This is a genomic window from Candidatus Electrothrix sp. (assembly GCF_052785085.1).
This window is the reverse complement of sequence record NZ_JALAAI010000003.1, coordinates 1-22,831: the sequence shown is the minus strand read 5'-3', so window position 1 is coordinate 22,831 and position 22,831 is coordinate 1. Positions and strand designations below refer to the sequence as shown.

Annotated in this window: 18 protein-coding genes, 1 tRNA gene and 1 other RNA gene; 6 read left to right on the top strand and 14 right to left on the bottom strand. The window is 46.8% G+C overall.

Annotated features, from left to right (window positions below; genetic code table 11):
• Positions 1–3: 3 nt before the first annotated feature.
• Entirely contained in the window at positions 4–1,962 is a 1,959-nt protein-coding gene (locus L2082_RS00825; protein ID WP_446008031.1) for a lipoprotein N-acyltransferase Lnb domain-containing protein, read from the top strand.
• A 90-nt stretch (positions 1,963–2,052) separates the two neighbouring features.
• Here the strand turns inward: L2082_RS00825 and rnpB are convergent.
• The 9 genes from rnpB to bamE all read right to left on the bottom strand — a co-directional run bounded on the left by rnpB (position 2,053) and on the right by bamE (position 7,558).
• Positions 2,053–2,422: RNase P RNA component class A (rnpB, locus tag L2082_RS00820), an RNA gene on the bottom strand.
• Positions 2,423–2,594: 172 nt separating this feature from the next.
• Complete coding sequence (locus tag L2082_RS00815; protein ID WP_446008030.1) at positions 2,595–3,221, bottom strand: ribonuclease HI family protein; 627 nt, start codon at positions 3,219–3,221, stop codon at positions 2,595–2,597.
• On the bottom strand, positions 3,214–3,939 hold the full coding sequence (locus L2082_RS00810) for a zinc ribbon domain-containing protein (RefSeq protein ID WP_446008029.1): 726 nt from the start codon (positions 3,937–3,939) through the stop codon (positions 3,214–3,216). Before L2082_RS00810 ends, L2082_RS00815 begins: the two co-directional genes overlap by 8 nt.
• A 104-nt stretch (positions 3,940–4,043) precedes the next feature.
• Positions 4,044–4,886, bottom strand: coding sequence for a Nif3-like dinuclear metal center hexameric protein (locus L2082_RS00805; protein WP_446011354.1), 843 nt, complete (start codon positions 4,884–4,886; stop codon positions 4,044–4,046).
• A gap of 190 nt (positions 4,887–5,076) precedes the next feature.
• Positions 5,077–5,153: transfer RNA gene (locus tag L2082_RS00800), tRNA-Ile, on the bottom strand.
• A 111-nt stretch (positions 5,154–5,264) separates the two neighbouring features.
• On the bottom strand, positions 5,265–5,783 hold the full coding sequence (locus tag L2082_RS00795) for a hypothetical protein (RefSeq protein WP_446009493.1): 519 nt from the start codon (positions 5,781–5,783) through the stop codon (positions 5,265–5,267).
• Complete coding sequence (locus L2082_RS00790) at positions 5,783–6,544, bottom strand: YqaA family protein (protein ID WP_446009494.1); 762 nt, start codon at positions 6,542–6,544, stop codon at positions 5,783–5,785. The genes L2082_RS00795 and L2082_RS00790 overlap by 1 nt, the downstream gene beginning before the upstream one ends.
• The gene (locus L2082_RS00785; protein ID WP_446009502.1) at positions 6,528–7,154 is read right to left on the bottom strand and encodes a protein-L-isoaspartate(D-aspartate) O-methyltransferase; all 627 of its coding nucleotides are present in this window, start codon (positions 7,152–7,154) and stop codon (positions 6,528–6,530) included. Before L2082_RS00785 ends, L2082_RS00790 begins: the two co-directional genes overlap by 17 nt.
• Before the next feature lie 26 nt (positions 7,155–7,180).
• On the bottom strand, positions 7,181–7,558 hold the full coding sequence (bamE, locus tag L2082_RS00780; protein ID WP_446009495.1) for an outer membrane protein assembly factor BamE domain-containing protein: 378 nt from the start codon (positions 7,556–7,558) through the stop codon (positions 7,181–7,183).
• A gap of 383 nt (positions 7,559–7,941) precedes the next feature.
• Between bamE and msbA the strand changes: the two genes are divergently transcribed.
• From msbA to L2082_RS00760, 4 genes are read left to right on the top strand one after another with little or no spacing between them, the layout of a single operon-like run.
• On the top strand, positions 7,942–9,675 hold the full coding sequence (gene msbA, locus L2082_RS00775) for a lipid A export permease/ATP-binding protein MsbA (RefSeq protein WP_446009496.1): 1,734 nt from the start codon (positions 7,942–7,944) through the stop codon (positions 9,673–9,675).
• 11 nt (positions 9,676–9,686) lie between these two features.
• Positions 9,687–12,242, top strand: coding sequence for an O-antigen ligase family protein (locus L2082_RS00770; RefSeq protein WP_446009497.1), 2,556 nt, complete (start codon positions 9,687–9,689; stop codon positions 12,240–12,242).
• Positions 12,233–13,327, top strand: coding sequence for a glycosyltransferase family 9 protein (locus L2082_RS00765; RefSeq protein WP_446009498.1), 1,095 nt, complete (start codon positions 12,233–12,235; stop codon positions 13,325–13,327). The genes L2082_RS00770 and L2082_RS00765 overlap by 10 nt, the downstream gene beginning before the upstream one ends.
• Positions 13,328–13,362: 35 nt before the next feature.
• Positions 13,363–14,154, top strand: a complete 792-nt coding sequence (locus L2082_RS00760) for a glycosyltransferase family 2 protein (protein WP_446009499.1) — start codon at positions 13,363–13,365, stop codon at positions 14,152–14,154.
• Positions 14,155–14,276: 122 nt separating this feature from the next.
• On the opposite strand, the gene L2082_RS00755 is transcribed toward L2082_RS00760, so the two are convergent.
• From L2082_RS00755 to L2082_RS00745, 3 genes are all read right to left on the bottom strand, one after another.
• Positions 14,277–15,071 carry a glycosyltransferase family 2 protein gene (locus L2082_RS00755; protein WP_446009500.1) on the bottom strand — a complete coding sequence of 265 codons (795 nt, stop codon included), beginning with the start codon at positions 15,069–15,071 and terminating at the stop codon, positions 14,277–14,279.
• The gene (pilB, locus tag L2082_RS00750; protein WP_446011353.1) at positions 15,068–17,326 is read right to left on the bottom strand and encodes a type IV-A pilus assembly ATPase PilB; all 2,259 of its coding nucleotides are present in this window, start codon (positions 17,324–17,326) and stop codon (positions 15,068–15,070) included. The genes L2082_RS00755 and pilB overlap by 4 nt, the downstream gene beginning before the upstream one ends.
• A 722-nt stretch (positions 17,327–18,048) precedes the next feature.
• A complete protein-coding gene (locus L2082_RS00745; RefSeq protein ID WP_446010455.1) occupies positions 18,049–19,812 on the bottom strand; it encodes a formate--tetrahydrofolate ligase in 1,764 nt (587 codons plus the stop codon).
• Positions 19,813–20,237: 425 nt separating this feature from the next.
• Here L2082_RS00745 and L2082_RS00740 point away from each other — a divergent pair, with 425 nt between their 5' ends.
• Positions 20,238–21,551, top strand: a complete 1,314-nt coding sequence (locus L2082_RS00740; RefSeq protein ID WP_446010454.1) for an FAD-dependent thymidylate synthase — start codon at positions 20,238–20,240, stop codon at positions 21,549–21,551.
• Positions 21,552–21,598: 47 nt separating this feature from the next.
• Here the strand turns inward: L2082_RS00740 and L2082_RS00735 are convergent, their stop codons facing one another.
• Together L2082_RS00735 and L2082_RS00730 are read right to left on the bottom strand one after the other, a co-directional pair.
• The gene (locus L2082_RS00735; protein ID WP_446010453.1) at positions 21,599–22,354 is read right to left on the bottom strand and encodes a hypothetical protein; all 756 of its coding nucleotides are present in this window, start codon (positions 22,352–22,354) and stop codon (positions 21,599–21,601) included.
• A 5-nt stretch (positions 22,355–22,359) separates the two neighbouring features.
• A complete protein-coding gene (locus L2082_RS00730; protein ID WP_446011352.1) occupies positions 22,360–22,707 on the bottom strand; it encodes a hypothetical protein in 348 nt (115 codons plus the stop codon).
• Positions 22,708–22,831: the final 124 nt, after the last annotated feature.

Here is a 22,831-nt window from a genome sequence, read left to right as displayed (position 1 = left end):
TGTATGCGTGCGTCGGCGTATACCTGCCGCCAGCCCCATCCCCTCCTCTCCAGCCCCCGCAAAGCCCTCTTTTTCATCCACCCGTGTATTACCTGCGCCCTATTATGGATGCTCTGGGGACTTGCTCCAGAATCAGGCTGGGCACATCATTCAGATATCAAGCCCCCTGTCAACTTCTCACCGGATCAGGTACAAGCACTTGCTCATAATCCGGTTTGGCTCAAACTCCTCCATTATAAAGATGGTCAGGATGAGCAGAGCGAGGTATTAACCAAAGAGTTTTTTCTTTCCCAAAACGGCAAGCAAGATCCTGCGGCAGAACTCCATGCTACCCTGGCTGCCTATTCCCAACCCTGGTCAGCGGATGACAACACTCATGCCCGCTGTCGTTTCCCTGCCCGCTATTTCTGGCTTTCACAGCATGTTTCCCTGCCAGAGTATACACCGCAACCATCGCAATGTACCCGCTTGAGCAAATGGTCTTTACCTGGGCAGGTTACCTCAACCAGTCTCTTTCTGGTCAGTGGCTATCTCGGCAACCCAGCCTCTGTCTTTGGCCACACCTTATTAAAGTTCAACACAGACAGCCACGATGATCAGGCTGGACTCTTTGATCTCACTGTTAATTACGGTGCCCTGGTTCCAGAGAACGAGTCGACCTTACGCTATATTATCTACGGTATTGGCGGCGGCTATCAGGCAGGATTTTCAGATCGATATTTTTACACGCAGGATCTGGTCTATTCCCGAACAGAATTCCGCGATATCTGGGATTATCAATTACGTCTGTCAGATGACCAGCAACAGCTGTTGATTTTTCACCTCTGGGAAATCCTGGGCAAAAAATTTACCTATTATTTCTTTCATAAAAACTGCGCAGCCCGCCTTGCTGAACTCCTGGAACTGATTCTGGAGGAACCACTGCTGGATAATGCACGCCTCTGGTATGCCCCGGTTGAAATCTTTCATCATTTTGAAGAAATAGATCGTAGCAGGCAGGAGGTTGGTAAAAAAGGACTCATTCAATCTATCCGCTTTATCCCTTCGGTTGAGAGTACCCTCTACTATCGCTTTGACCAGCTGGGAAAAGACGAAAAAGAAGCTGTACAGACGGTGATAGAGAAAGGAACAGGAACTCTTCAGGAATCCCTGAAACAAATCGATGTTGAACAACAACCAGCAGTGCTAGATACCCTGCTGGCCTATTTCAATTATCGGCTCGTTGAGGAGGCACCCAATCCTGCAGAAGAAATCCTGCAAAGTAAAAAGGATCTGCTCCTTGCCCGACTTGGTCTGCCACCCCGGACAACTCCCTTGGAACAACCTCCTGAACTGGCATCGCCAGCCAAGGGAAACCCTCCTTTGCTCACAGGATTGGGCATAGGTCATAATAAAATCCGCAACAGTTATGTACGCCTTCATTTGGCCCCGTTTACCCAGGAAAGTGTGGGCCGCAACAGCTTGGGCGGCGACGAATTAACAGTACTGGATACCGTGGTAGGAATCGGAGAAGAGGATTTTTTTGTGGATCGTTTTGATCTGCTCAGGATCAGGAAACTCAAAACCAATCATGCACTCATCCATGAAAAGAATCCCTGGTCATGGCAACTTCGGGCAGGAATGGAATCTGTTGAAGAGGATGGTGTTGCTGAACAGGACTTCTTTTTTCGTTTTGGCGCAGGCCGGGCCCGAAAATTTGGCAACGACATTACTGCCTATGCCCTGCTTGAGGTCTCAGCCCATACTGAGCAACCCCATGCCCGCCTCTTTCCCCATATCGGGGTTCTGACAGATTTTGGTCGGATCAAATCCCGGATCTACGGAGGAGCCAGCCTCAGTTATCAGGATCATCTTGAGGCTATGTATGGAATAGAACTTCAGTACCATATCTCAGCACGCTCCGCCCTCTCCCTGCTGGGGGAAAAGGACACAATCGCTGTTGAACTCAAATGGTATTGGTAGGAATAACTTCCATCCCTCCCCCTTGGGGGAGGGACAACAAAACACGAAGATTGGGCGACTCCAAGGAGTCACCCAAGACTTTCATATAAAAAAACAGGGCAGACTATAAGCCGAATTCTGTTCCTGCCAAAGCAGGCCATGATCATTTAACTGGGATGCCGGTTGCCCGGCACCTCGTGCAACCTACCCGGAAACATCGGACGAGCCGCCCTCAAACGTTTCCCTATTTGGTTTTGCACCCGGTGGGGTTTACCCTGCCCTTTATGTCGCCATAAAGGCGGTGAGCTCTTACCTCACCATTTCAACCTTACCTGTGAACAACTGCGTCGTTCCATCGGCGGTGTCTTTTCTGTGGCACTTTCCTCCGGTTACCCGGAGTTCCCGTTAGGAACCACCGTGCCCTGCGGTGTTCGGACTTTCCTCACCGGCTTAACGCCGGAGCGACCATGCGTCCGCCCTGAAACTGTTTATATCTCTCTATCGTAGTCCTATTAAAAGCCAGGCTTCTTCTGGGTAAAGGCAGCAGCTTTCCGGGTTGCAGGGAGAAAATTTCTGGAAAAAGCCAGAAGCGTTCTGGCTTCAGCCCTCAAGCCTCCTCAAAGATACAAGAGAATTCCTTACTTGGTAAGGAATCAGGCTACCTTATTATCAATGCCCTGATTCGCCAAGGCATCAGCACGCTTATTCTGCTCCCGAGGCACATGGGCAACCGACCAGTTCTCTATCCTGGTCAGCAACTCCTTCACCTCAAAAAAAAGAGGCTTTAAAGTCGGATGCTTCACCTTATACTGCCCCTGCAACTGCCGGACAATCAATTGAGAATCAAGAAAGATCTCCAATTTGCCACAACCCAGCTCAAGGGCCGACTGCAAACCAAGCAGCAAGGCCTTGTACTCGGCCACATTATTGGTACATTGACCAAGATAAAGCGAACGGGCCGCAAGCTCCTGACCATTGCTCTCCAAAAGCACACTCCCGGCCCCGGCTTCTCCGGGATTGCCACGGGAAGCACCATCCGTAAAGAGCTTACAGGCTAAACCGGAACCAGAAGCCTGCTCAGGAAACAGACTTTGCTGCTGAACAGAAGGAGCTGGAGAGGACGTAATTATAACCGGGCTGACTGTCTTCTGCTGACCACACAAAACAGCACGTATATCAGCAAGAGCATACTCCGGGAACAACTTTGCCAGGACAGCATCTGACAGACGCTCCCCAAGAACGGCAGCAAGAGCCGCCTGATCCAAACAGGACTCAGGCATCAACTTCTTCTGTTTCAGGTAAATAATACAGGGTACGCTGACAGGTTGGGCAGGAAAAAATATCCTCTCCCAAACGGATATCGTTATACTTCTGCGGTGGGATAGTCATAAAACAGCCCTGACACACAGCATCAATAACCCGGACAACAGCAAGTCCTTCCCGTTTTTTGAGCAATTTATCATATCGCTTCATCAGCGAAGAAGGAACATTCCTGGCCATCTTATCGCGTTGTTCCTGCACAGCTAATCGCTTATTATTCAATTCATCAACTGCTTTTTCAACCTTCGCAGCCTCCTCAGCAAGTAACTCCCGTTCTCCAGTGCAGAGGTTTTCCAATTCTTTTGCCTTGGCTTCTTCTGCCTCGACCTGCTCCATCACCTGAAGCAACTCTTCCTCAGTATCCTTGATCGTTTTTTTGGCATCTTCAATCTCTTTGAGCAAGGCCTGATGCTCCCGGCTGGTCTGCACCTGCATCATTTTACTCTGGCGATCCTTAATGCGCTCAGCAGCATCCTCACTACCGTTCTTGATATCACGTTGGCTCTGCTTCAGCTCCGCTGCTTTTTCCTTGCACTGCCCGGCAAGGACTTCTTTTTCGGCAATGGCCTGCTCACGCGCTGTCAACTCCTGTTTCTTTTCTTCAATTTTCCGATCAAATCCAGAAAGTTCTGTATCAAGTTCCTGCAGGGCTATAAGCACGCTGATATCTTCTTTCAAGGCAAACTCCTCATGTATCAAGCCTGACCGTTAACAACGGCCAGTATGTTAAATATTGAAAATAGTCTCAAAAATATATAGAAAGGTCTTATTTGCATTCTTCTTTAGCAGGCCTTTCCTGCTGCCAGGCGTAAAGGTGGTTCCTGGTACGCACAACGCACCGACACCTCCAGACCCGAGGCATCCAGCCTCTTAACAAGCACATCTCGTAATCCTTTCATTGCTGGATATTCAGTGGCAAAATGACCGGCATCAATCAGCCAGAACCCAGCTTCTTCAGCCCAACGGGCAATATCATGTTTCACCTCAGAGGTGATAAACACATCTGCTCCGCCCCTCAAGGCTGTTGCAGAAACATCAGAGCAGGATCCGCCACAAACAGCGACCTTATGTATTTTATCAGGCCGTGGCCCTGCTTCCAGTAACCAGGGAGGAGATATGGCGCGATCAAGCTGCTCCAAAAAACATTCCGGGGTAAGAGGTGCTGATAACATCCCTATACGGCCTAAGCCGGTCTTTTGCCCACAACCTTCAGTGGTGTCAGGTAACAGAGGAACCGCGTCCTGAAGGGCAAGTAATTGCGCCAACACATCATTCACTCCACCACAGGCCGCATCCAGATTGGTATGACAACCAATGACATGAAGCCCTGCCTGCACAGCTGCAAAAAGAAATTTTTCTGTTGGACGATCTGAACGAAGGCTTTTCAACGGACGGAAAAGAGCTGGGTGGTGGGTGATAATAAGTTCGGCATTGCATTGCTCAGCCTCGGCAAGCAAGGCTGTGGTTGGATCCAGAGCAAGAAGAATTGAGCTGACCTGTCCTTCAGGGGTACCAACAAGCAGACCAACATTATCCCAGGACTGGGCAAGGTCAAGAGGAGCGATCTCCTGAAGAATATCAAATATATTCTGAACTTTTACCACAATAAAAAGAAAAAGAGGCACAGCCCGTAAAGGGTGTACCTCTTATATTGACGTTTGTTCATTATTGCCTTGTACGATAAATTTCCTATACAGGCAGATTTTTTTACGTAAGCTCTGAAGACTCAAAAGACGAAAAAAGAATAAGATTATCAAAAAGCGTTGAGCCTCTGCTCAATCACCTGTTGTTCTGTGTAATAGTTTCAATGAAAACTGGTGGGCCTACTTGGACTCGAACCAAGGACCTATCGGTTATGAGCCGATGGCTCTAGCCAGCTGAGCTATAGGCCCCCAATTATCACAAAGGGAATATAATACCAGCGACGTTTTTTTGGTCAAGAAAAAAGGAGCACGATTGCAAAAAAACGGAACAATTAGATCAAAAGCCAAAAGGGAGCTACGTCAATTACCTGAGAAAATACTTTTTGTGCTCTCGACAAGCAATCCAGCCAACACACTCGGTGTCACAGCAGCAGCCATTGATTTTATTGCGTCACGGAGCGTCTTCTTGTTTGCAGGCTGCAAGTCTGATTTTTCAATATTCTCCAGAAGTCTTTCCAGAAGCCTATCTGCATCTGCTCCGTTGATATGAATATCTTGCCCGGCGATATTCACCGTTCCCGCAGCACCGTGTATATTAATTGTCTGCGAAACAGGCGGTGCCTCATCTTTTCTTTCCATAAACTCTCTTCCCTCCTTGGTGATTTTAATACCAGCTAACTCCAATGGCATTCCTGAGTTTTCGCATGTGTTATCTAAGATAAAGAAAGCTTCAACAAGCCGTCGCTGATGCAGCTCCATTAAAAAGTTAAGAAAATCCTGTTTCTCATCTTCTGCAATTGCAAAGTCGTTAACCTTTGATTGTCTCGGATAATTCTCAATTAACTTTTCCAACACGACGCGAGTCTTATATTCATCCATTACATAATCACCTTCAGGATCAGAAAGCCTCCGACCAAGAGCACAACAAAAGCGATTGACAGGAGATTAAAATAACGATCTATAAAACGCCGGGCCGGATCCCCCCATTTATGAAGAATCCAGGCCACCACAAAAAAGCGCAAGGCCCTGGATAAAATAGAAGCAATCAAGAAAACAGGCAGGTTGACCCGGGCCACACCAGCAGTAATGGTCACCAATTTATAGGGCAGCGGTGTCAAACCAAAGACAAAGACAATCCAGGCATTCCAATAATCATAAACCTGAAAGAGATATTCACCGCCTAAAGAACTCCCCATCCCGGTAATAAGATAGGAAGGCAGGGCAATATCCAGACGGCCATCCACCTCAGTCAGCTCCATATGGGCAACATGCTGAACAATCCATTGACCAATGGTTTCCCAGCCAAAGACACCTATTCCATAGCCAGCCAGCCCACCAATCACCGAGGATACGGTACACCAAAAGGCAAACTTATACCAACGGGTCGTTGCTCCAAGGACCAAGGCCACCAGCAGCACATCCGGCGGGATGGGGAAAAAGCTGGACTCAATAAACGCGATAATAATAAGGGCATGAAGACCATAGGGGCTATCTGCCCAGCTCAACATCCAATCGTACAGGCGACGTATCAGGCCAGGTTTTTTTTTCTTTTCAGTACGCTCTTCCTGTACCCCTTGCCCTTGCTCCTTACAGTCTTCCTTTATCTCCACCTGCTTTCTCACCTTACTCTCTCCAGCCATGTTCCCCTATCAGGTTGACAAAACGAACATGCCCGATAGATTGAATCCGAATTCTTCTGTTGCGCTTCTCCAGAAGCTGCAATTCCTGCTCTTCCTGCGTGCCCACCGGCATAACCATTCTACCTGGATCGGCCAGTTGTTCGATCAGAGGCTCAGGGATCTTCGGCCCACCTGCGGTGACCACAATTGCATCAAAGGGTGCCTGGTCAGGCCAGCCCACAGTGCCGTCATCAATACAGGAAATAATATTATAATAATGCAATTGATCAAAAACCTTTCGGGCCCGACCAAGCAGGGAATGAATTCGTTCAATCGTGTACACCCGCTTACAGAGCCGGGAAAGTACTGCTGCCTGATACCCTGAGCCTGTACCAATCTCCAATACCCGCTCATGCCCCTGAAGCCCAAGAGCCTGAGTCATTGTCGCAACAACAACAGGCTGAGAAATGGTCTGTTGAGAACCAATGGGCAGAGGGAAATCGCCATAAGCCCGGGCCTGCATGGCATCTTCAACAAACTGATGCCGAGGCACCTCAGTCATGGCACGCAACGTGGCATGATCCTCAATACCACGTTCAATAAGGGTCTCTTTCATCCGCTGCCGGTGCATGGCAAAAGAGGCAAGAGATCTTGCACTCACGGAAGCTGCTCCTCGCTCACAGCAGCAGCCCAGTCTTTATCCCCGGCCTTATGGATCAAAAAATCACAATCTATAACCGTATCACCATCCAGAATGACTAAAATCATTTCATAACTGCTCGGATCAAGCTGCTCGCCAATAAAGGGCAAGCCGCCCAAAAATCCTTTTCGCTCGTTATAATAGACATATTCTTCCATATTGGGAGAAAGGGTTCGACGCCTGTCAGGCTCTCCAAGGTAACGCACCACATCTTCTCGTGTGGATATACCCGGCTTTACCAAGGCAGCATCAGAGGCCAAATGACGAACCGGTTTTGAAGAACAGCCGACAAGGAACAAAAGAGCAGCAAAGAGCAAAAAAATAACGCGTTGCATTGTGGAAGGACTCCGCTCGAAAATTTACTGTAAAAGTCAGGGTAAAACATATAATCACCCATCTTGCCCATCCGGGGCAGGACAACAGCATCATATTCTACACCCAACACCATAAACCTTCAAGCTGTAGCTTATCCCTTCTCTCTACCAAGCCTATTTTTAGCTGCCCCCTACTATTTACTTGATCTTTGCCAAGGCATAATATAGGCTCCCAGCATCTGCAGGAACACATCTTCCAGGCCTTCTCAGTCGCTGGTTGCTTGCTTTTTTCCTCTAGAGATTTCCAGTTTAAATCTCTCAGGAAACAAACCCGTTATTGCCCTACTGAGACGGTAAGGAATTGAAGGTATAGTCCAAGGCCCTCTCAGATAAAATAATACCCTATGACAACTAAAACTATCCTCGCCCGCCTGTACAAGGTACTACATCCGTACAGGAAAAAGCTCATTATCTCAATGCTGGCAATGATTATTGTTGCAGGCTTTAATGCGGCTCAGGCCTATATGGTCAAACCCTTGCTTGATGAAATATTTTTACACAAGAAACGGGAATGGCTGCTCATACTCCCTCTTGCCTTGCTCGCTGTTTTTTTCATCAAAGGTATTTTTTATTTCCTTTACTCCTATCTTCTTGAATGGATTGGTCAATGCGTGATCAAAGATCTGCGCTGCAGGATTTACGGCCATCTCAATGACCTCTCTATGGGATTTTTCCATAAAAATTCCACTGGCGACTTAATTTCCAGAATCATGAATGATGTCAGTATGCTTCAAGGATCTGTCTCCCACGCCTTGATCCATCTGCTCCGGGATTTCTTTACCGTTTGCGGCCTGCTCGCTGTAATCTTTTATATGGACTGGCGTCTGGCTTTTGTTTCTTTAATTTTCATCCCTATGGCTGCGATTCCTATCGTGGTCTTTGGCAAAAAATTTCGGCGAATCAGCACCAACTATCAGCAGGGTATGGCTGAGGCCAGTGATTTCCTCAACGAGACCATCCGGGGAACCCGGATAGTCAAGGCCTTTTGTATGGAAGAGCAGGAAAAAAAGCTCTTTGGTAAAAAAATGCAGTACCTTTTCGATACCCTGATGACAGAAACCAAATTCCGAAGCCTTTCCCACCCCTTGATTGAATTCCTCGGCGGCATTGGAATGGCCTTGATCCTCTGGTTCGGGGGCATGCAGGTGCTGGCTGGAGATTCAACTCCAGGTACCTTTATGTCCTTTCTCACTGCGCTGGTTATGCTCTACGAGCCGGTCAAAGGGGTGAGTAAGATTAACTCCACCATCCAGTCCGGTATAGCTGCGGCTATTCGAATCTTCAACCTGCTTGATATTGAACCTGAAATCAAAGAAAAACCAGAAAGCAAGATACTCCCTCCTTTTCATGATACTATTGAGTTCAACAAGGTCAGCTTTGCCTATAATAAGGATGAGCCCGTGCTCCGGGACGTTCAGCTCAAGGTCACTCAGGGTGAAATCCTGGCTGTTGTTGGTCCTTCTGGCGGCGGTAAGACAACCCTGTCCAGCCTCATCCCCAGATTTCATGATGTCTGCCAGGGAGCCATACGTATTGATGGACAGGATATTCGAGATGTTAGCCTCCACTCCCTGCGGAGCCAGATTGCCCTGGTTACCCAACAGACCATCTTGTTTAACGATACAGTGCGCAATAATATCGGCTATGGCAGTCCAAACTGCACAGATGAAGACATTCACCAGGCTGCTGAGGCAGCCTTTGCCATGGAATTTATCAAAGACCTGCCCAAAGGTTTTGATACAGTAATCGGAGAATCCGGTACCCGTCTTTCTGGTGGACAACAACAGCGGGTGTCCATTGCCCGGGCTATTCTTAAAGACGCGCCTATCCTGGTGCTGGACGAAGCCACCTCTGCCCTGGACACTGAATCAGAACGCAAGGTGCAAAAGGCCCTGGATAATCTGATGAAAAACCGAACCACCATTGTCATTGCTCACCGTCTCTCCACGATTAAAAACGCAGACCGCATCATTGTTATGCAGAACGGACGATTAGTGGAAGAAGGCACTCATGAAAGCCTCCTGGAACAGCATGGTGTCTATAAAGGCTTGTACACCATGCAGTATGCGGACAGATAATCAGGACCTTGATGAATTCAGCAGTCAAACAAATAAATACTCCAGCTCGCTCATTCCGAAACCGTGCTGGCCAAATAAACAGCTTGCTGCCTGCTCTGCTGGCCTTTGCAGTTCCCCTGTCCACATCAGCAGTTTCTGTGGTAGCTCTTTTGATTCTGCTGTTCTGGCTGATTGAAGGAGAATTCATAGAAAAAGGTGTAGAGATTTTCTCCCATCCGGTTGCTGTAACGATCCTTGCCTTTCTTGGCCTGCTTTGCCTGGGCCTGCTCTGGTCAGACAACTTTTCCGCAGGTCTTGGCGCTCTGAAAGATCAGTGGAAACTTGCTCTCTTCCCTGTCTTGCTGACTGCTGTCACATACCGCAACCGCTCAATCTACCTCTATGCCTTTCTGGCTGGAATGACCGTGGCCATGAGCATCACCTTCCTGGTGCGCTTTGGCCTGGTTCAGTATGCTGATGTCAGCCCGACCCATCTGACGCCAAAGACCTTTCATGTTATCTACAATCCACTCCTGGCCTTTGCTATCTACCTGAGCCTTCATGAGTCCATTTGGGGAATGGCTCGCCAAAGACCTCATCTCCGAATCCTGCTCATCCCTCTTGCCGGGTTGATGACCGTGAATATGTTCATCACCGAAGGAAGGACTGGTCAACTCGTTTTCCTGGTCCTCATGGGCCTGCTCTTGTTGCAATTCTTTAACAAAAATCGTTTAAAGGCCATAGGAGCTATTTGTTTCCTTCTCCCCGCAATCTCCATAACCAGCTATCTGTACAGCCCAACCTTTCAACAGCGGGTCAATATTGCCTGGCAGGAGATAGAAAATTTCAAAAAAAATCCTGACACTTCTGTGGGGATGCGTCTTCTGTTTGTACGCAACTCTCTTGAGATTATCAGCCAGCATCCCTGTTTTGGCGTGGGAACCGGTGATTTCCAATCCGCCTATGCAGCGGTCAATCGCAAACGAAGTCCGGCAAGTATTGCAACTGATAACCCTCATAATCAATACGTCTTAGTCGGAGCCATGCTTGGCATACCCGGCATTCTCTTGTTACTTCTGATCTTTCTTACCATGTCTTTCCAGGCCAAAACCCTTCAGGACGATGTACAACGGCTTTGTACAGCCCTTCCTCTTTTTTTCCTGGTTATTATGTTGGCAGAATCATACCTTACTGTTTATCAGACAGCCTTCTTCTTTGTTGTCATGACTGCTGCCCTGTATAAAAAGCAACCCAATCAACGGCTCCAGGAATTCCTTACCCTGGAGCAGCCCCAAAAATGCTGGTTAATCCTCTCCTATCGAGCCAATATTCCAGGGTCAGCCTGTTCCCAACATATTGATGACCGACTCCCCTTTTTTCGGGAACAAGGGATTGAGCCAATCCTGCTCAGTGGACCTGTTGGCAGGCCTTCAAAACAATGGATCCACCACAGAACCCTCAGTCTTGCACCATCAGGTATCCGTTTTGAACTCCGCCATTTTCTCCGTAAGCACCTTCATAAACGCTGGCAGTTTAAACTGGTCGAAACAATCTGCATGGTGCCTGTTTTTCCTTTTTATCTTCTGGAAAAAATTATCATTAATATGGAGAGTGAATGGTCCTGGTGTTTTCTCGCCTCCTTACGTGGTTTTCTCCTCTGTCGACAACTGCAACCAGAGGTTATCTACTCCACTGGCGGCTCTGCTTCCGCCCATATTGCTGCCTTAGTCATTAAACGCTGGACCGGGTGTACCTGGATTGCCGAAACCCAGGATCCCCTGGTCCATGATCACGGATGGCGACGTAGCAAAAGAGTTTTACAGGTTTACAAAACACTTGAGAAAAAGATTTGTCAGCATGCAGACAGGTTTGTTTTTCTCGTTCATGCAGCTATGCAGCATTGCAACATAAGAACCAAGGGGGCATGCCCAGGGGCTGTTGTCTATCCAGGATCAATACCTGGTCTTTTTCAACAAAAATTCCATAAAGGAACACGTTACCATTTTGCCCATTTTGGCTCATTGGCCGGAACCCGTAATCTTGTCCCCTTTTTTCAGGCACTGCACCAAATCAGCAGCCGCAATCAACACAACGCAGAATTCCGAAAAAAAATTCAGGTGGATGTCTATGGCTCTTTTGACGGTGCCTCTGAGCGGGAAATGGAACGGCTTGGGCTGAGTGACCTGGTTGTCCGGCACGGAACCGTATCACGCCAGAAGGCCCTGACAGCCATGCAGCAAACAGACTGCCTGCTGCTTATCCAGAATATTATCTATTTTTCTTGTGAAACCATTCCTTCCAAGGTGTATGAATACCTCCTCACCGGACGCCCTATCATTGGTTTAGTGTATAATAATAAAGAGCTGGATACTATACTTACAGAACATGGACATTTAGCTGTACCTGCAAATAATGTGCAGGCGATTGCCAGGGCTATTGAAAAAGTCCTTGATAATTTTACTCAGGAAGAGGAACAAACAGAGGTTTCTGCACAAACCAGGCAACACGCTTCCACACTTCCAACGGTTGCTGATGCTGTCCAGCAACTGATCAGCTTGGCAGAGGGCGAGGCAACAACATGCAGCTAAACAACAAGGGTATTCTTATTATCAAACCCAGTTCGTTGGGAGATATCATTCATACCTTACCGGTTGTCCATGCCATCAAACGCTCTTTTCCTGACTGTTCTATCGGCTGGGTCGTTCAACGTTCCTTTGCCCCTTTGCTTGAAGCGGATGACAGCATTGATACCGTGTATCCCATCCATATTCCCTCCACCAGCGACCCTCATGCTGGTCGATGGTCCTGGTTCAAAGCCTTACACGCAACCATCAGTACCATACAGGAATTACGCAGGCAGTTTCAGCAGCACCCATATGATCTGGTTCTCGACCTGCATGCCTCCCTCCGTAGTGGCCTGTTAGGACGGACAAATCCTGGCGGACAACGGGTTGGATTCAGTGATGCCAAAGAACTCAACACGTTTTTTCAAAATCACCTTATTAATATCCCTGCCACAACAAAGCATGCGCAGGAAAAGAACCTCCTGTTTTGCAAATACATGGGGGCCAACGTGAGAGATGAAGATTTTTATCTCTGCACCAGTGAAGACGATCGCCAGACCGTGCAACAATTTCTCCTATCACATAAGATTGACAGGAATGATACAAATGGTGCTGATCCTTCCATTTCCATAGTCTATGCCAATCCTGCTGCTCGCTGGCAGAGCAAATTCTGGCCTGTTAAGTATTGGGCCAAGCTCGCCGATATGCTGCATGACAAAGAAGTACCCATGTTTTTTGGTGGTGGAGCGCAGGATAAAGAATATATTGCCTCCATTGCACAACACATGACAACAGAACCTCTCATTGCAGCTGGTCAATTAACCCTGCCTCAATCAGTTGCTCTAATACAGCGTGCCTCTCTCTATATTGGGCTTGACTCCGGCCCTATGCATATTGCGGCCTTGACCGGAACCCCGGTAGTAGCCCTGTTTGGCCCTACTCATCCTGACAAAGTTGGTCCCTATAGCCTGGGGAAAAATAAGCATCGCATTCTCCGGGCAACAGGGTTGGACTGCCTTGAGTGCAGAAAGCGCAAATGCTCCCATTGTTCCTGTATGCAGCAAATTTCCCCTGAAGCGGTGTACGAGTCAGCTCTTTCCCTTTTGTAAACACCTCCTCTATCAACCAACGAACAACCCGTACCATGAAGGTCAGCCTTATTATCACCACTTATAACTGGAAAGATGCCTTAGAGCTTTCTTTACTGAGCGGCTTACAACAAACAACAAAACCCATGGAAATTATTGTTGCTGATGATGGCTCAAGGCCGGATACAAGAAAGATGATTGCAAGGGTTGCTGCCCAATCGTCCTTACCAGTAATTCATTCCTGGCAGGAAGATAAAGGTTTTCAGCTTTCAGCAAGCAGGAATAAAGCCATCGCAAAAACAAACGGTGAGTACATTGTCCTGATTGATGGCGATATCGTTATGGAAAAGCATTTTATTGCCGACCATCTGTCTTTTGCGCAACCAGGCTATTTTGTTCAAGGAACTCGGGTACTCCTCAAGGAAGAATTGTCTCAAGAAGTTTTGATGCGAAAAAAGATGCCAGAGACCCTATGCAAACAAAGCGTTGAAAACAGGAAAAACTGTCTGCGTTCGGTCTTACTCTCCCGTCTGTTTTCTTTTAAAAATCATGGGATGAACGGGGTCAGAACCTGCAATTTTGCCTTTTGGCGTAAAGATGCCCTTGCTGTCAACGGATTTAATGAAGAATTTATCGGTTGGGGAAGAGAGGATTCAGAATTCACTGCACGACTGCTCAATTACGGTCTTATCCGCAAAAATGTAAAGTTCAAAGCCCTTGCCTATCATCTCTATCATCCAAGAAATGACCGTAGCCATTTACCAGAAAACGACAGACTTCTTAGCGAAACCATTGAACAAAAAAAAATCTGGTGCGACAAGGGTGTTAATGCCTATTTTAAGCAGTAACCGTCCTCATGTAGAACTCCATTCCCCCTTGGGAAATGGGTGGAGAGGGACAGGAAAACATGAAAGTTGATCAGAGGACGCCAAGGAGCTGTCAGTACCTTCAGGTAAATCTTTGTCGATGATTATTTTTTACGGAGCGGAGGTGAATCCGGCTGCTGCCAGTTTTCCTCAAGCTCGTGTAGCTTGGCGTATTTATACCAGGTACCTTCAAAATTACCGATTGCAATAACTAGTCCAGGCCAACCATCAAGGATGCCTTTTTTCAGGATGTACATGTGAAAAAAAGACCATAAGCCACGACCAAGAGCCTTGAGCATCCCTCCATGTCGTCCACGCTGTTGGAGCTTCTTTGCCCCTAAGCTTGAATAGCGATTTGCCTTCTGTGCAACTTCTTCCATATTTTTATAGGGAAATTGCCAGATCGGCTGTTGTAGGTAGCCCACAGGTTTATCAGAATGAATCGTATACTCTTCATGTACCGGATCATCGGTCTTAAAATGGAGAGATCCTTTTCGAAAAAGCTGGGGCTGACGATAATCAGGATAAAACCCGGAATGCTTGATCCAGCGTCCCATGAAATAATTTCGCCTCGGTATATAATAGGCATCTGCAGGATCAGTCAAGGCAACAGTGGCCAGAATCTCATCCCGCACCTCTGGTGTGCAGCGCTCATCTGCATCCAGAGAAAAAATCCAATCATGGGTGCAGGCAGCCATAGCTTGATTGCGCAACTCGCCAAAACCACAAAACTTGATCTGCTCGACCCGAGCACCCATTTCAAGAGCAATGGCAGCGGTTTCATCCTCACTAAAGGAATCCACTAAAATAATTTCATCGGCCCAAAGAACAGAGTTGAGAGCTGAACGGATCTTATCAGCCTCGTTCCAGGCAATAATATAAACAGATATTTTGCTCATCTTCGTCGGGGAGGAGGTGTTGGACCTGAGCCTCTTTTACCGCCAGCAAGCTGGATAACAATATTGTCGGTTTTGCGCAACCGTTTGGCCATTGTTTTAAAGAGCTTCCGGGAAATTTCCGGATATTGCTCAATAAGCTCGGTTAACTTCTCTCCAGGATAACGCTTAATTTTACAACGGCCTATGGAGATAACTGAGGCATAGCGGGCCTCGTTCATGAGGCAGGCCATTTCCCCAAAATACTCTCCAGGTTCGGTTATTTCAGCAATTTTTTTCCCTTGCTTCAGGACTGCTACCTTTCCCCGAACCAATTGATAAAAATTTCTATCATCCTCATTTCCTTCCTGAATGATAATATCACCGTCCTCATATTCTTCAATATCCGGATTAACCAGATACGCAGGCAAGGTATCTCCATGGATCACGGTTCGACGCAGTACTTCGTCAACACTGGTCACGCCTTGAATCGCCTTTTTGATAGCAGCCTGCCGGAGCGGGACCATGCCTGCCTGGACTGCAACCTTACGGAGCTGTTCTTCCGGGACCTCGGCCTGAATGGCCTCACCTACTTCCTCAGTAACCTCTAATAATTCAAAAAAACCAACCCGACCCTTATAACCAAGGCCGTTACAGGTCGGACACCCTTTGGGGCCGTACAACTGAAAGCCTTCTGTGTCAAGCTGTTCCTCGGTAAAACCAATAGTAAGCAGGTGCTGCCGCTCATAGGTGGCAGGTTGCTTACATTTCGCACAGAGCCTTCGGCCCAAACGCTGGGCCAGAACCATGGTCAGTGATCCGGCCAGAAGATACGGTGGAATACCAATATCCACCATACGACCGACTGTTGAGGGGGAATCGTTGGTATGGAGCGTACTGAAAACGAGATGGCCCGTCATAGCAGCCTTCATGGCAATTTCTGCAGTACTGATATCACGGATCTCACCAACCATGATAATATCCGGATCCTGACGAAGAAAGGCCTTAAGGGCAGCAGGAAAGGTCATGCCAACTTCAACGTTAACATTGACCTGATTAATACCCTTAAAGTTGAACTCCACCGGATCTTCTGCGGTCAGGATCTTGATGTCCTCACTATTCAAGGAGTTTAATGCTGAATACAGGGTAACAGTCTTACCAGAACCGGTGGGGCCGGTAACCAGAAGCAACCCCTGGGGACTGGACAAACATTTCTTGAGAATTTCAAAAGTTTCCGGTTCAAAACCCAATTTAGTCAAGTCAACATTAAGGGAACCCTTATCCAGAATACGAAGAACCGTACCTTCCCCGTGCAGCAAAGGCAGGGTTGAGACACGAAAGTCGACGGCCTTGTTGCGGCCTAAACGAATACTGATACGTCCGTCCTGAGGCACCCTGCGCTCGGTAATATTAAGACCTGCGAGGATTTTCATCCGGGCAATCAGGGCATTTTTGATGGTCAGCGGCAAGTTCATCGACTTGAATAACGAACCATCTTTCCGATAGCGAACCTGCATAGTCTTTTCAAAGGGTTCAATATGAATATCACTGACCCCGTCCTGCACAGCCTTGACCAGAATACCGTTCACCAATTTGATGATCGGCGCATCATTGGCGGAAAATTGGCCGGCAATGCCGATATCGTCATCATCTTTATTCTCTTCAAACTCAAACTCATCAGCAACATCAGAAACCAAGGCGCCCCAGTCCTCGACCTGCTCAACCTGAACGTCCTGATCCTCATCTTCTGCAAAGAAAGAGTTATATTCTTCCTCATCAATCTTGTAATAGGTCTTATAGGCCTCAATAATGTCCCTGGCTGTGGAAACACAGACATCAAGCCCTTTCTTTACCTCATTTTGTAGTTCTTCCACCTCAAGGGCATCAGTGGGCTCGGCCATGGTGACCTGTAAGGTGTCACCTGCCACTCTGAGGGGAAAAGCAAGATACTTCTTGGCTGTCTCGTAAGGTACGAGTTGGACAGCGTCCTGACTCGGTGGCTCCTCAGCAATATTCACCAGAGTATAGTTATGCTGCCTGCTGAGAAAATTTGGGATGGTATCGGATTCAATGGTTCCATTCTCAACCAGAATTTTCCCTAAACGTTCCCCGCTTTTTTTATTGATCGCCTTCGCATTATTGAACTCTGCAGCTGTAATATAGCCCGCTTTTTGCAGAAGTTCGCCAATCCTGAGTTTGCCAGCCCCTGATTGATCTTTTACTGTCCTCCTCATAGAGGCTTTATGCTGTGCTTTGGAGTCTGTTGCTTTTTTTACCATAATATCTCAGAAAAAAATTTCCGATCACAGGAGTAAATTACAGAATTATGTACTCAAACATATCTTCTAATATTAACTGCTTAATATATTTCATAACAGAGCTGTATCGCTCCCTCGCGACATTGCCCTTGCCTTTTCTCCTAAAAAAACTTTAAAAATTGTAACAGTTTTAAATAACAAAGAAATACCTTTCCTCTCTGACAGGAGCACGATACACCCTTTCCAACTATCCTTCCACAATACACTTTCTTATCTTACTACAAAAAAAAACAGGTCAAAAGCTATTTCACTCTTGACCTCTTTTTTTCTCAGTCCATCACTCCCACTGGAGCAAAACAAAAAAAATGGCCCCGTTGTTTTGCAGACAATTTCTCATATTGATAAAGCTTAACCGGATTGCGCAATGTTATCAAGGCAATTTCATTCCACCCCCTCATCTCCCCCGGTACCATACAGGTAAGTCCCAGAGACATACCTAGGTAAGTCCGTCAGTACCATACAGGTAAGTCCCGGAGACATACCTATATGATACCCTCTCTCCGACCTATATAGCAGCAGGCTGCCCACTCCCTGTTCCGCACCTCGCCCACCGCACCTCGTACCATTCGGCAACAATATGCAATGATAGGCGCTTTTTCGTGCAATACCCGCAAACAACAACGGGCCGAAAGGATTTCTCCCTCCGGCCCGTCTGCCAGCAAACAGCAATGTGCAAGCGCAGTTTAGAACACGCCCTTCACCTTCCCGGTATCCGTATCCACATCAATACGGCGGTAGGCCGGATCAGAGGCCGTACCCGGCATCAGGCTGATGGCCCCGGCCACGGGCACGACAAAGCCTGCGCCTTTGTAGGTCAGGATGTCCTGTACCGGCAGGGTCCAGCCCTTGGGGGTTCCCTTGAGCTTGGGATCATGGGACAGGGAAAGATGGGTCTTGACCATACAGGTAGTCATCTCCTTCATCTCCGGATCCGCTTCAATGCGCTTGAGCTTGGCAGCTGCTTCTGGACTGTAGCTTACCCCGTCGCCGCCGTAAACCTCTTTGACGATCAGCTCGATGCGCTTGGACAGCGGGGTGTCCAAATCATAGAGGAACTTAAATTCATTCTCTTCCTCACAGGCGTCAGCAACTGCATCAGCGAATTCCAGGGCACCGTCACCGCCGTGCTCCCAATGACGGGACAGGGCAACACGGGCACCGGCAGCCTCGGACAGGCGGCGGACAGCGGCGATCTCGTTGTCCGTGTCGGTGTAAAAGGCGTTAATGCAGACCACTGGATTGATCCCCGCTTTTTTGACGGTCTCAATGTGATGGATAAGGTTCTTGCAGCCTTCCTCAACCCAGCCCACATTCTCACCGCTGTATTCCTGGGGCATGGGTTTACCCGGAACAGGAATGGGCGCACCGCCGTGACATTTGAGGGCACGGATGGTGGCCACAACAACTGCGCAATGCGGCTTAAGGCCGGAATAACGGCACTTAAGGTTCCAGAACTTCTCAAAGCCGATATCCGCACCGAAACCGGACTCGGTCACGTTATAGTCAGCCAGCTTCAGGCCGACCCGATCAGCAATAACAGAGGACTGACCAATGGCGATGTTGGCAAACGGGCCAGCATGGACAACAACCGGCTGGCCTTCCAGGGTCTGCATCAGGTTGGGGTTGATGGCGTCGACCATCCAGGCGGTCATGGCGCCGTCCACTTCCAGATCCGCCGTGGTGATGGGCCGATCCTGCTTGTCATAGGCCACCACGATCCTGCCGATGCGCTCGCGCATATCTTTCAGATCCTTGGCAATGGACAGGATAGCCATGATCTCGGAAGATACCGCGATGTTGAAACCGGACTGCATGGTCATGCCGTCCATCTTGCCGCCGATACCTGTCGTAATATTACGCAGGGCCTGAGCACAGTAGTCCATGATCCAGCGGAATTCCACCTTTTTCGGGTGAATATCCAGCCGCTTCAGGTTGCGCTGGGCCAGCTGCTCATCCGTGTAATTACACTCATGCTGCATCCGGGCGGTCAAGGCGACCATACCCAGGTTATGGGCATTCATGATGGCGTTAATGTCGCCAGTCATACCCAAAGAAAACGGGGTCAAAGGAATACACTGGGCCAAACCACCACCAGCAGCAGAACCCTTGATGTTCATGGTCGGGCCACCAGAAGGCTGGCGGATAGCACCAATAACCGATTTACCGCGTTTCCCCAGCCCCTGCACCAAGCCCATGGCACAGGTGGACTTGCCTTCACCCAACGGAGTTGGAGATATAGCAGTCACGTCAACATACTTGCCGTCTGGCTTATCTTTCAGGCGGTCAAGGATCTTGCGATAGTCCAGCTTGGCCAGATAATGGCCGTGCGGCAGCAGTTCCTCTTTCTCCAGTCCAAGCTTTTCACCCAGCTCGTACACTGTTTTCATCCGGCTTTCAGCCTCTTCGGCAATTTCCCAGTCTGCATGTTTCGTTGGATCCAAAACCATGAACAGTCTCCTATAACGTTGAATATTTAAAGGTTACGAATAATTAAATCAGAGAGCGGATACAACTGGAAGATGAGGACTTAAAGGCAAATATCTACCCGCAAGAACCTGAACAAATGCATCCTGCACATAAAAGAAATAACCATACTATCGGATTTAGAACCTATTGTCAACAAATTAGTCAATACCAAAACATTACTGCATGACAAATTAAACATTTTTGTGAGAAATTAATCAGGTAAAAACAGATGGAAAACGCTGCTGAAAATCCTTCTGCAGCGGGATCATCACTTCCCGCATAGAGGGTTCCGCAGCTTTGATAAAGTGCTTTTCATGAGAGAAAAAAGGGAATATAGTCTTCCCGGTTACACAACTTCGTTCTGCGGAACATCTGCCATTCTCAACAAAAAGGACGTGATAACAAAGTGAAAATATTTATCAACGACGAATTCGATCCCGAATCATCAGCTATGATGCAAGCACTTTACAGTCGCTCATCAGCAAGTGTAGAAAGACATATTGAACAGGTCAAAAAGGCCGGTTCTTCAAATTTCATGAAGAGCTACTATGTGGGCTACGGACATGCTTCAATCGGAGACTGTGGAACAACAACGCTTTTTCTAGAGGGTGTTTCTATATTGGCCGCAAAAGCTATACAGGACAATCCGCTTTATTCCGGTCAGGAAACTTCGACAAGATATATTGATTTTTCCAGCCAGTCCCTAATTGATCCTGTGAGCACGGAAGAATCCCAGGAATTACTAAAAAATTGGATTAAATTTTACACTGCTTCAACAGAAGTTGTTCGATCATACTTGAAAGATCGCTTCCCGCTGGAACAAGGACAACAATATAGTGTATGGAAAAAAGCAATAGATGCAAGAGGGTTTGATATTCTCAGAGGATTTCTTCCGGCCGGAGCAACCACTCAACTATCATGGAGCACGAATTTAAGACAGGCACATGACAAACTTTGCCAACTTAGATTTCATCCTTTAGATGAAGTGCGTTTCATTGCTGAGGCGGCATTGAAAAAACTTTCGACAAAATACCCCAGCAGTTTTTCCCATACGCAAAAGGACGAAGCGGAAAAATATTACAGCCGGTTTTCTAAAAAAATTCATTATTCATCATACACCCCATCGCTAACAGAAGAAGATTTTCTTTGCAGGACAGATATTGATAACAAGCTGCTGGAGGATGAAGAGCATGAGGTTATAGGACTGCGCCCGAAAGGAGCTTTGCTTCCAAGGTATATCTCAAGGTACGGTCGATACAACTGCATGTTTTTACTTGATTATGGAAGCTATCGAGATTTACAAAGACACAGAAATGGACTTTGCAGATTACCTGTTCTTACAACTAACTACGGCTTTAATCAATGGTATTTAAAACATCTACCTAACGAACTTCGCAATCAAGCTGACTTATTAATAAAGAAACAATTTCGCAGAATTAAAGAACTGGCCGAAAAACACAACCTTTCTTCAGCAGAAACACAGTATTACATTCCAATGGGGTCGAATATTGTTTGCGAGATAGTCTATGACCTTCCAGAAATGGTTTATGTTGCCGAACTCAGATCTCGCTCAACAGTTCACCCTACCTTGCGAAGAATCGCACATAACATGTGTAATGCTTTAAAAAATAACCACCCTGCTCTTAAAATCCACGCAGATTTAAGTAAAGATAAATTCGAGGTTAAACGAGGTTTGCAGGATATTGAAAAGATCAACTGAGAATAAGGAGGCTCGGTGGTATCTGTAAAATGAAAAAGACAAGTTGGTTAAACTATTTTTTTGCAGAAATTTGAATCTTCCCAAAGCTTCAAAAAGTAATCGGAATAATATTTGGCACCTTTTGAATCTGGCCTATATTCATATGCAATAGTCTGCTGGCTTGGCTTTCCGTAATGGAACGGGCCAACATACACATAGTTATCAACTTTTTGATACATATCTTGAGGTAAACTGTCATAGGTTTTAACCTCAATTGTCCCTCTTTTTTTCTGAAACTTTACTCTTTCCGCCCAACTAATGAGTTCTGCTATTGAATTTCTAATTTGCCCTGGTGGCTCCTTTTCTTCCAGCTCTCTTTGGGCGACATATTTACTGTCAGGAGCGATTGTCAGGATTCGAATTGACCGACCTTTTTCGATCTTATCTTCAAGAAGTTGTTTCTTGGCAGCTAAAAAATTCTTCATGCCAAATGCAACAATGTCCATTCCGTCTTTCATGTTATCGAGCTTTTCGTTTATCTCGTAGTTAAGAGCCGATCGTACCTCAATATTTTTCAATCCCCATTTGTCAATAACACGCCGGGCCTCTTTATCATCATTTAAATACCACGTCATGATAAAAGAAATTATAGATGTTGCTATTATTGAACAGCCAACACTAATTAGAATATTTTGAATTGCGCTTCGTGGAATACACAAGAATGTACCTGTTTTTTCTGTTTCGATAATTATACCAATGGCCGAAAAAGCAAAGCCAATCAAAAATATTAATGAGTTTAGAATGGTTATTGTTTTAAATTTCATTTTTTTCAGTCTCCAAAGACTTGAAAACTATTTTCATAAACAGTCGTGTACTGCTGCAATATATTTTTCACATTAAAATATTCTCTTGTTTCCGATTCCACCAAAATATAACTGTTGCTGACAACCGCTTTATTTCCTTTTGTACCAGGAGAAGATACAAATAATTTGCCCAAGATTACAGGAAGAGGAATACACTGCAATATCTTAACAATTTCCGGCAAACTTTTCAAAGTCTTATTCCCCAGAAAAGGTTTTATATAAATCGCAGTATTAAAACCATTCTCATGCAAAACTTTAATAGATTCAATTCGCTGACGCAGAGAGCGTAACCGTTCACCCCCCTCATTCCACACAAAAAAAGATTGGACAAAAAAAGAAGATCACGATAGTTTAAGGGTCACAACGTTTTTTACGAGATCTATCCACGTTCTGAGTTCGCATGCACCTATCCAGAGAAGAGTTGCGAAAAATAGATAA

What these genes read in the sequence shown, in the direction of transcription:
- L2082_RS00825 (WP_446008031.1), top strand. Translation starts at nt 4, where the DNA reads ATGCGTGCGTCGGCGTATACCTGCCGCCAGCCCCATCCCCTCCTCTCC.
- L2082_RS00815 (WP_446008030.1), bottom strand. Translation starts at nt 3,221, where the DNA reads ATGCCTGAGTCCTGTTTGGATCAGGCGGCTCTTGCTGCCGTTCTTGGG.
- L2082_RS00795 (WP_446009493.1), bottom strand. Translation starts at nt 5,783, where the DNA reads ATGGATGAATATAAGACTCGCGTCGTGTTGGAAAAGTTAATTGAGAAT.
- L2082_RS00790 (WP_446009494.1), bottom strand. Translation starts at nt 6,544, where the DNA reads ATGGCTGGAGAGAGTAAGGTGAGAAAGCAGGTGGAGATAAAGGAAGAC.
- L2082_RS00785 (WP_446009502.1), bottom strand. Translation starts at nt 7,154, where the DNA reads ATGCACCGGCAGCGGATGAAAGAGACCCTTATTGAACGTGGTATTGAG.
- bamE (WP_446009495.1), bottom strand. Translation starts at nt 7,558, where the DNA reads ATGCAACGCGTTATTTTTTTGCTCTTTGCTGCTCTTTTGTTCCTTGTC.
- msbA (WP_446009496.1), top strand. Translation starts at nt 7,942, where the DNA reads ATGACAACTAAAACTATCCTCGCCCGCCTGTACAAGGTACTACATCCG.
- L2082_RS00770 (WP_446009497.1), top strand. Translation starts at nt 9,687, where the DNA reads ATGAATTCAGCAGTCAAACAAATAAATACTCCAGCTCGCTCATTCCGA.
- L2082_RS00765 (WP_446009498.1), top strand. Translation starts at nt 12,233, where the DNA reads ATGCAGCTAAACAACAAGGGTATTCTTATTATCAAACCCAGTTCGTTG.
- L2082_RS00760 (WP_446009499.1), top strand. Translation starts at nt 13,363, where the DNA reads ATGAAGGTCAGCCTTATTATCACCACTTATAACTGGAAAGATGCCTTA.
- L2082_RS00755 (WP_446009500.1), bottom strand. Translation starts at nt 15,071, where the DNA reads ATGAGCAAAATATCTGTTTATATTATTGCCTGGAACGAGGCTGATAAG.
- pilB (WP_446011353.1), bottom strand. Translation starts at nt 17,326, where the DNA reads ATGGTAAAAAAAGCAACAGACTCCAAAGCACAGCATAAAGCCTCTATG.
- L2082_RS00745 (WP_446010455.1), bottom strand. Translation starts at nt 19,812, where the DNA reads ATGGTTTTGGATCCAACGAAACATGCAGACTGGGAAATTGCCGAAGAG.
- L2082_RS00735 (WP_446010453.1), bottom strand. Translation starts at nt 22,354, where the DNA reads ATGAAATTTAAAACAATAACCATTCTAAACTCATTAATATTTTTGATT.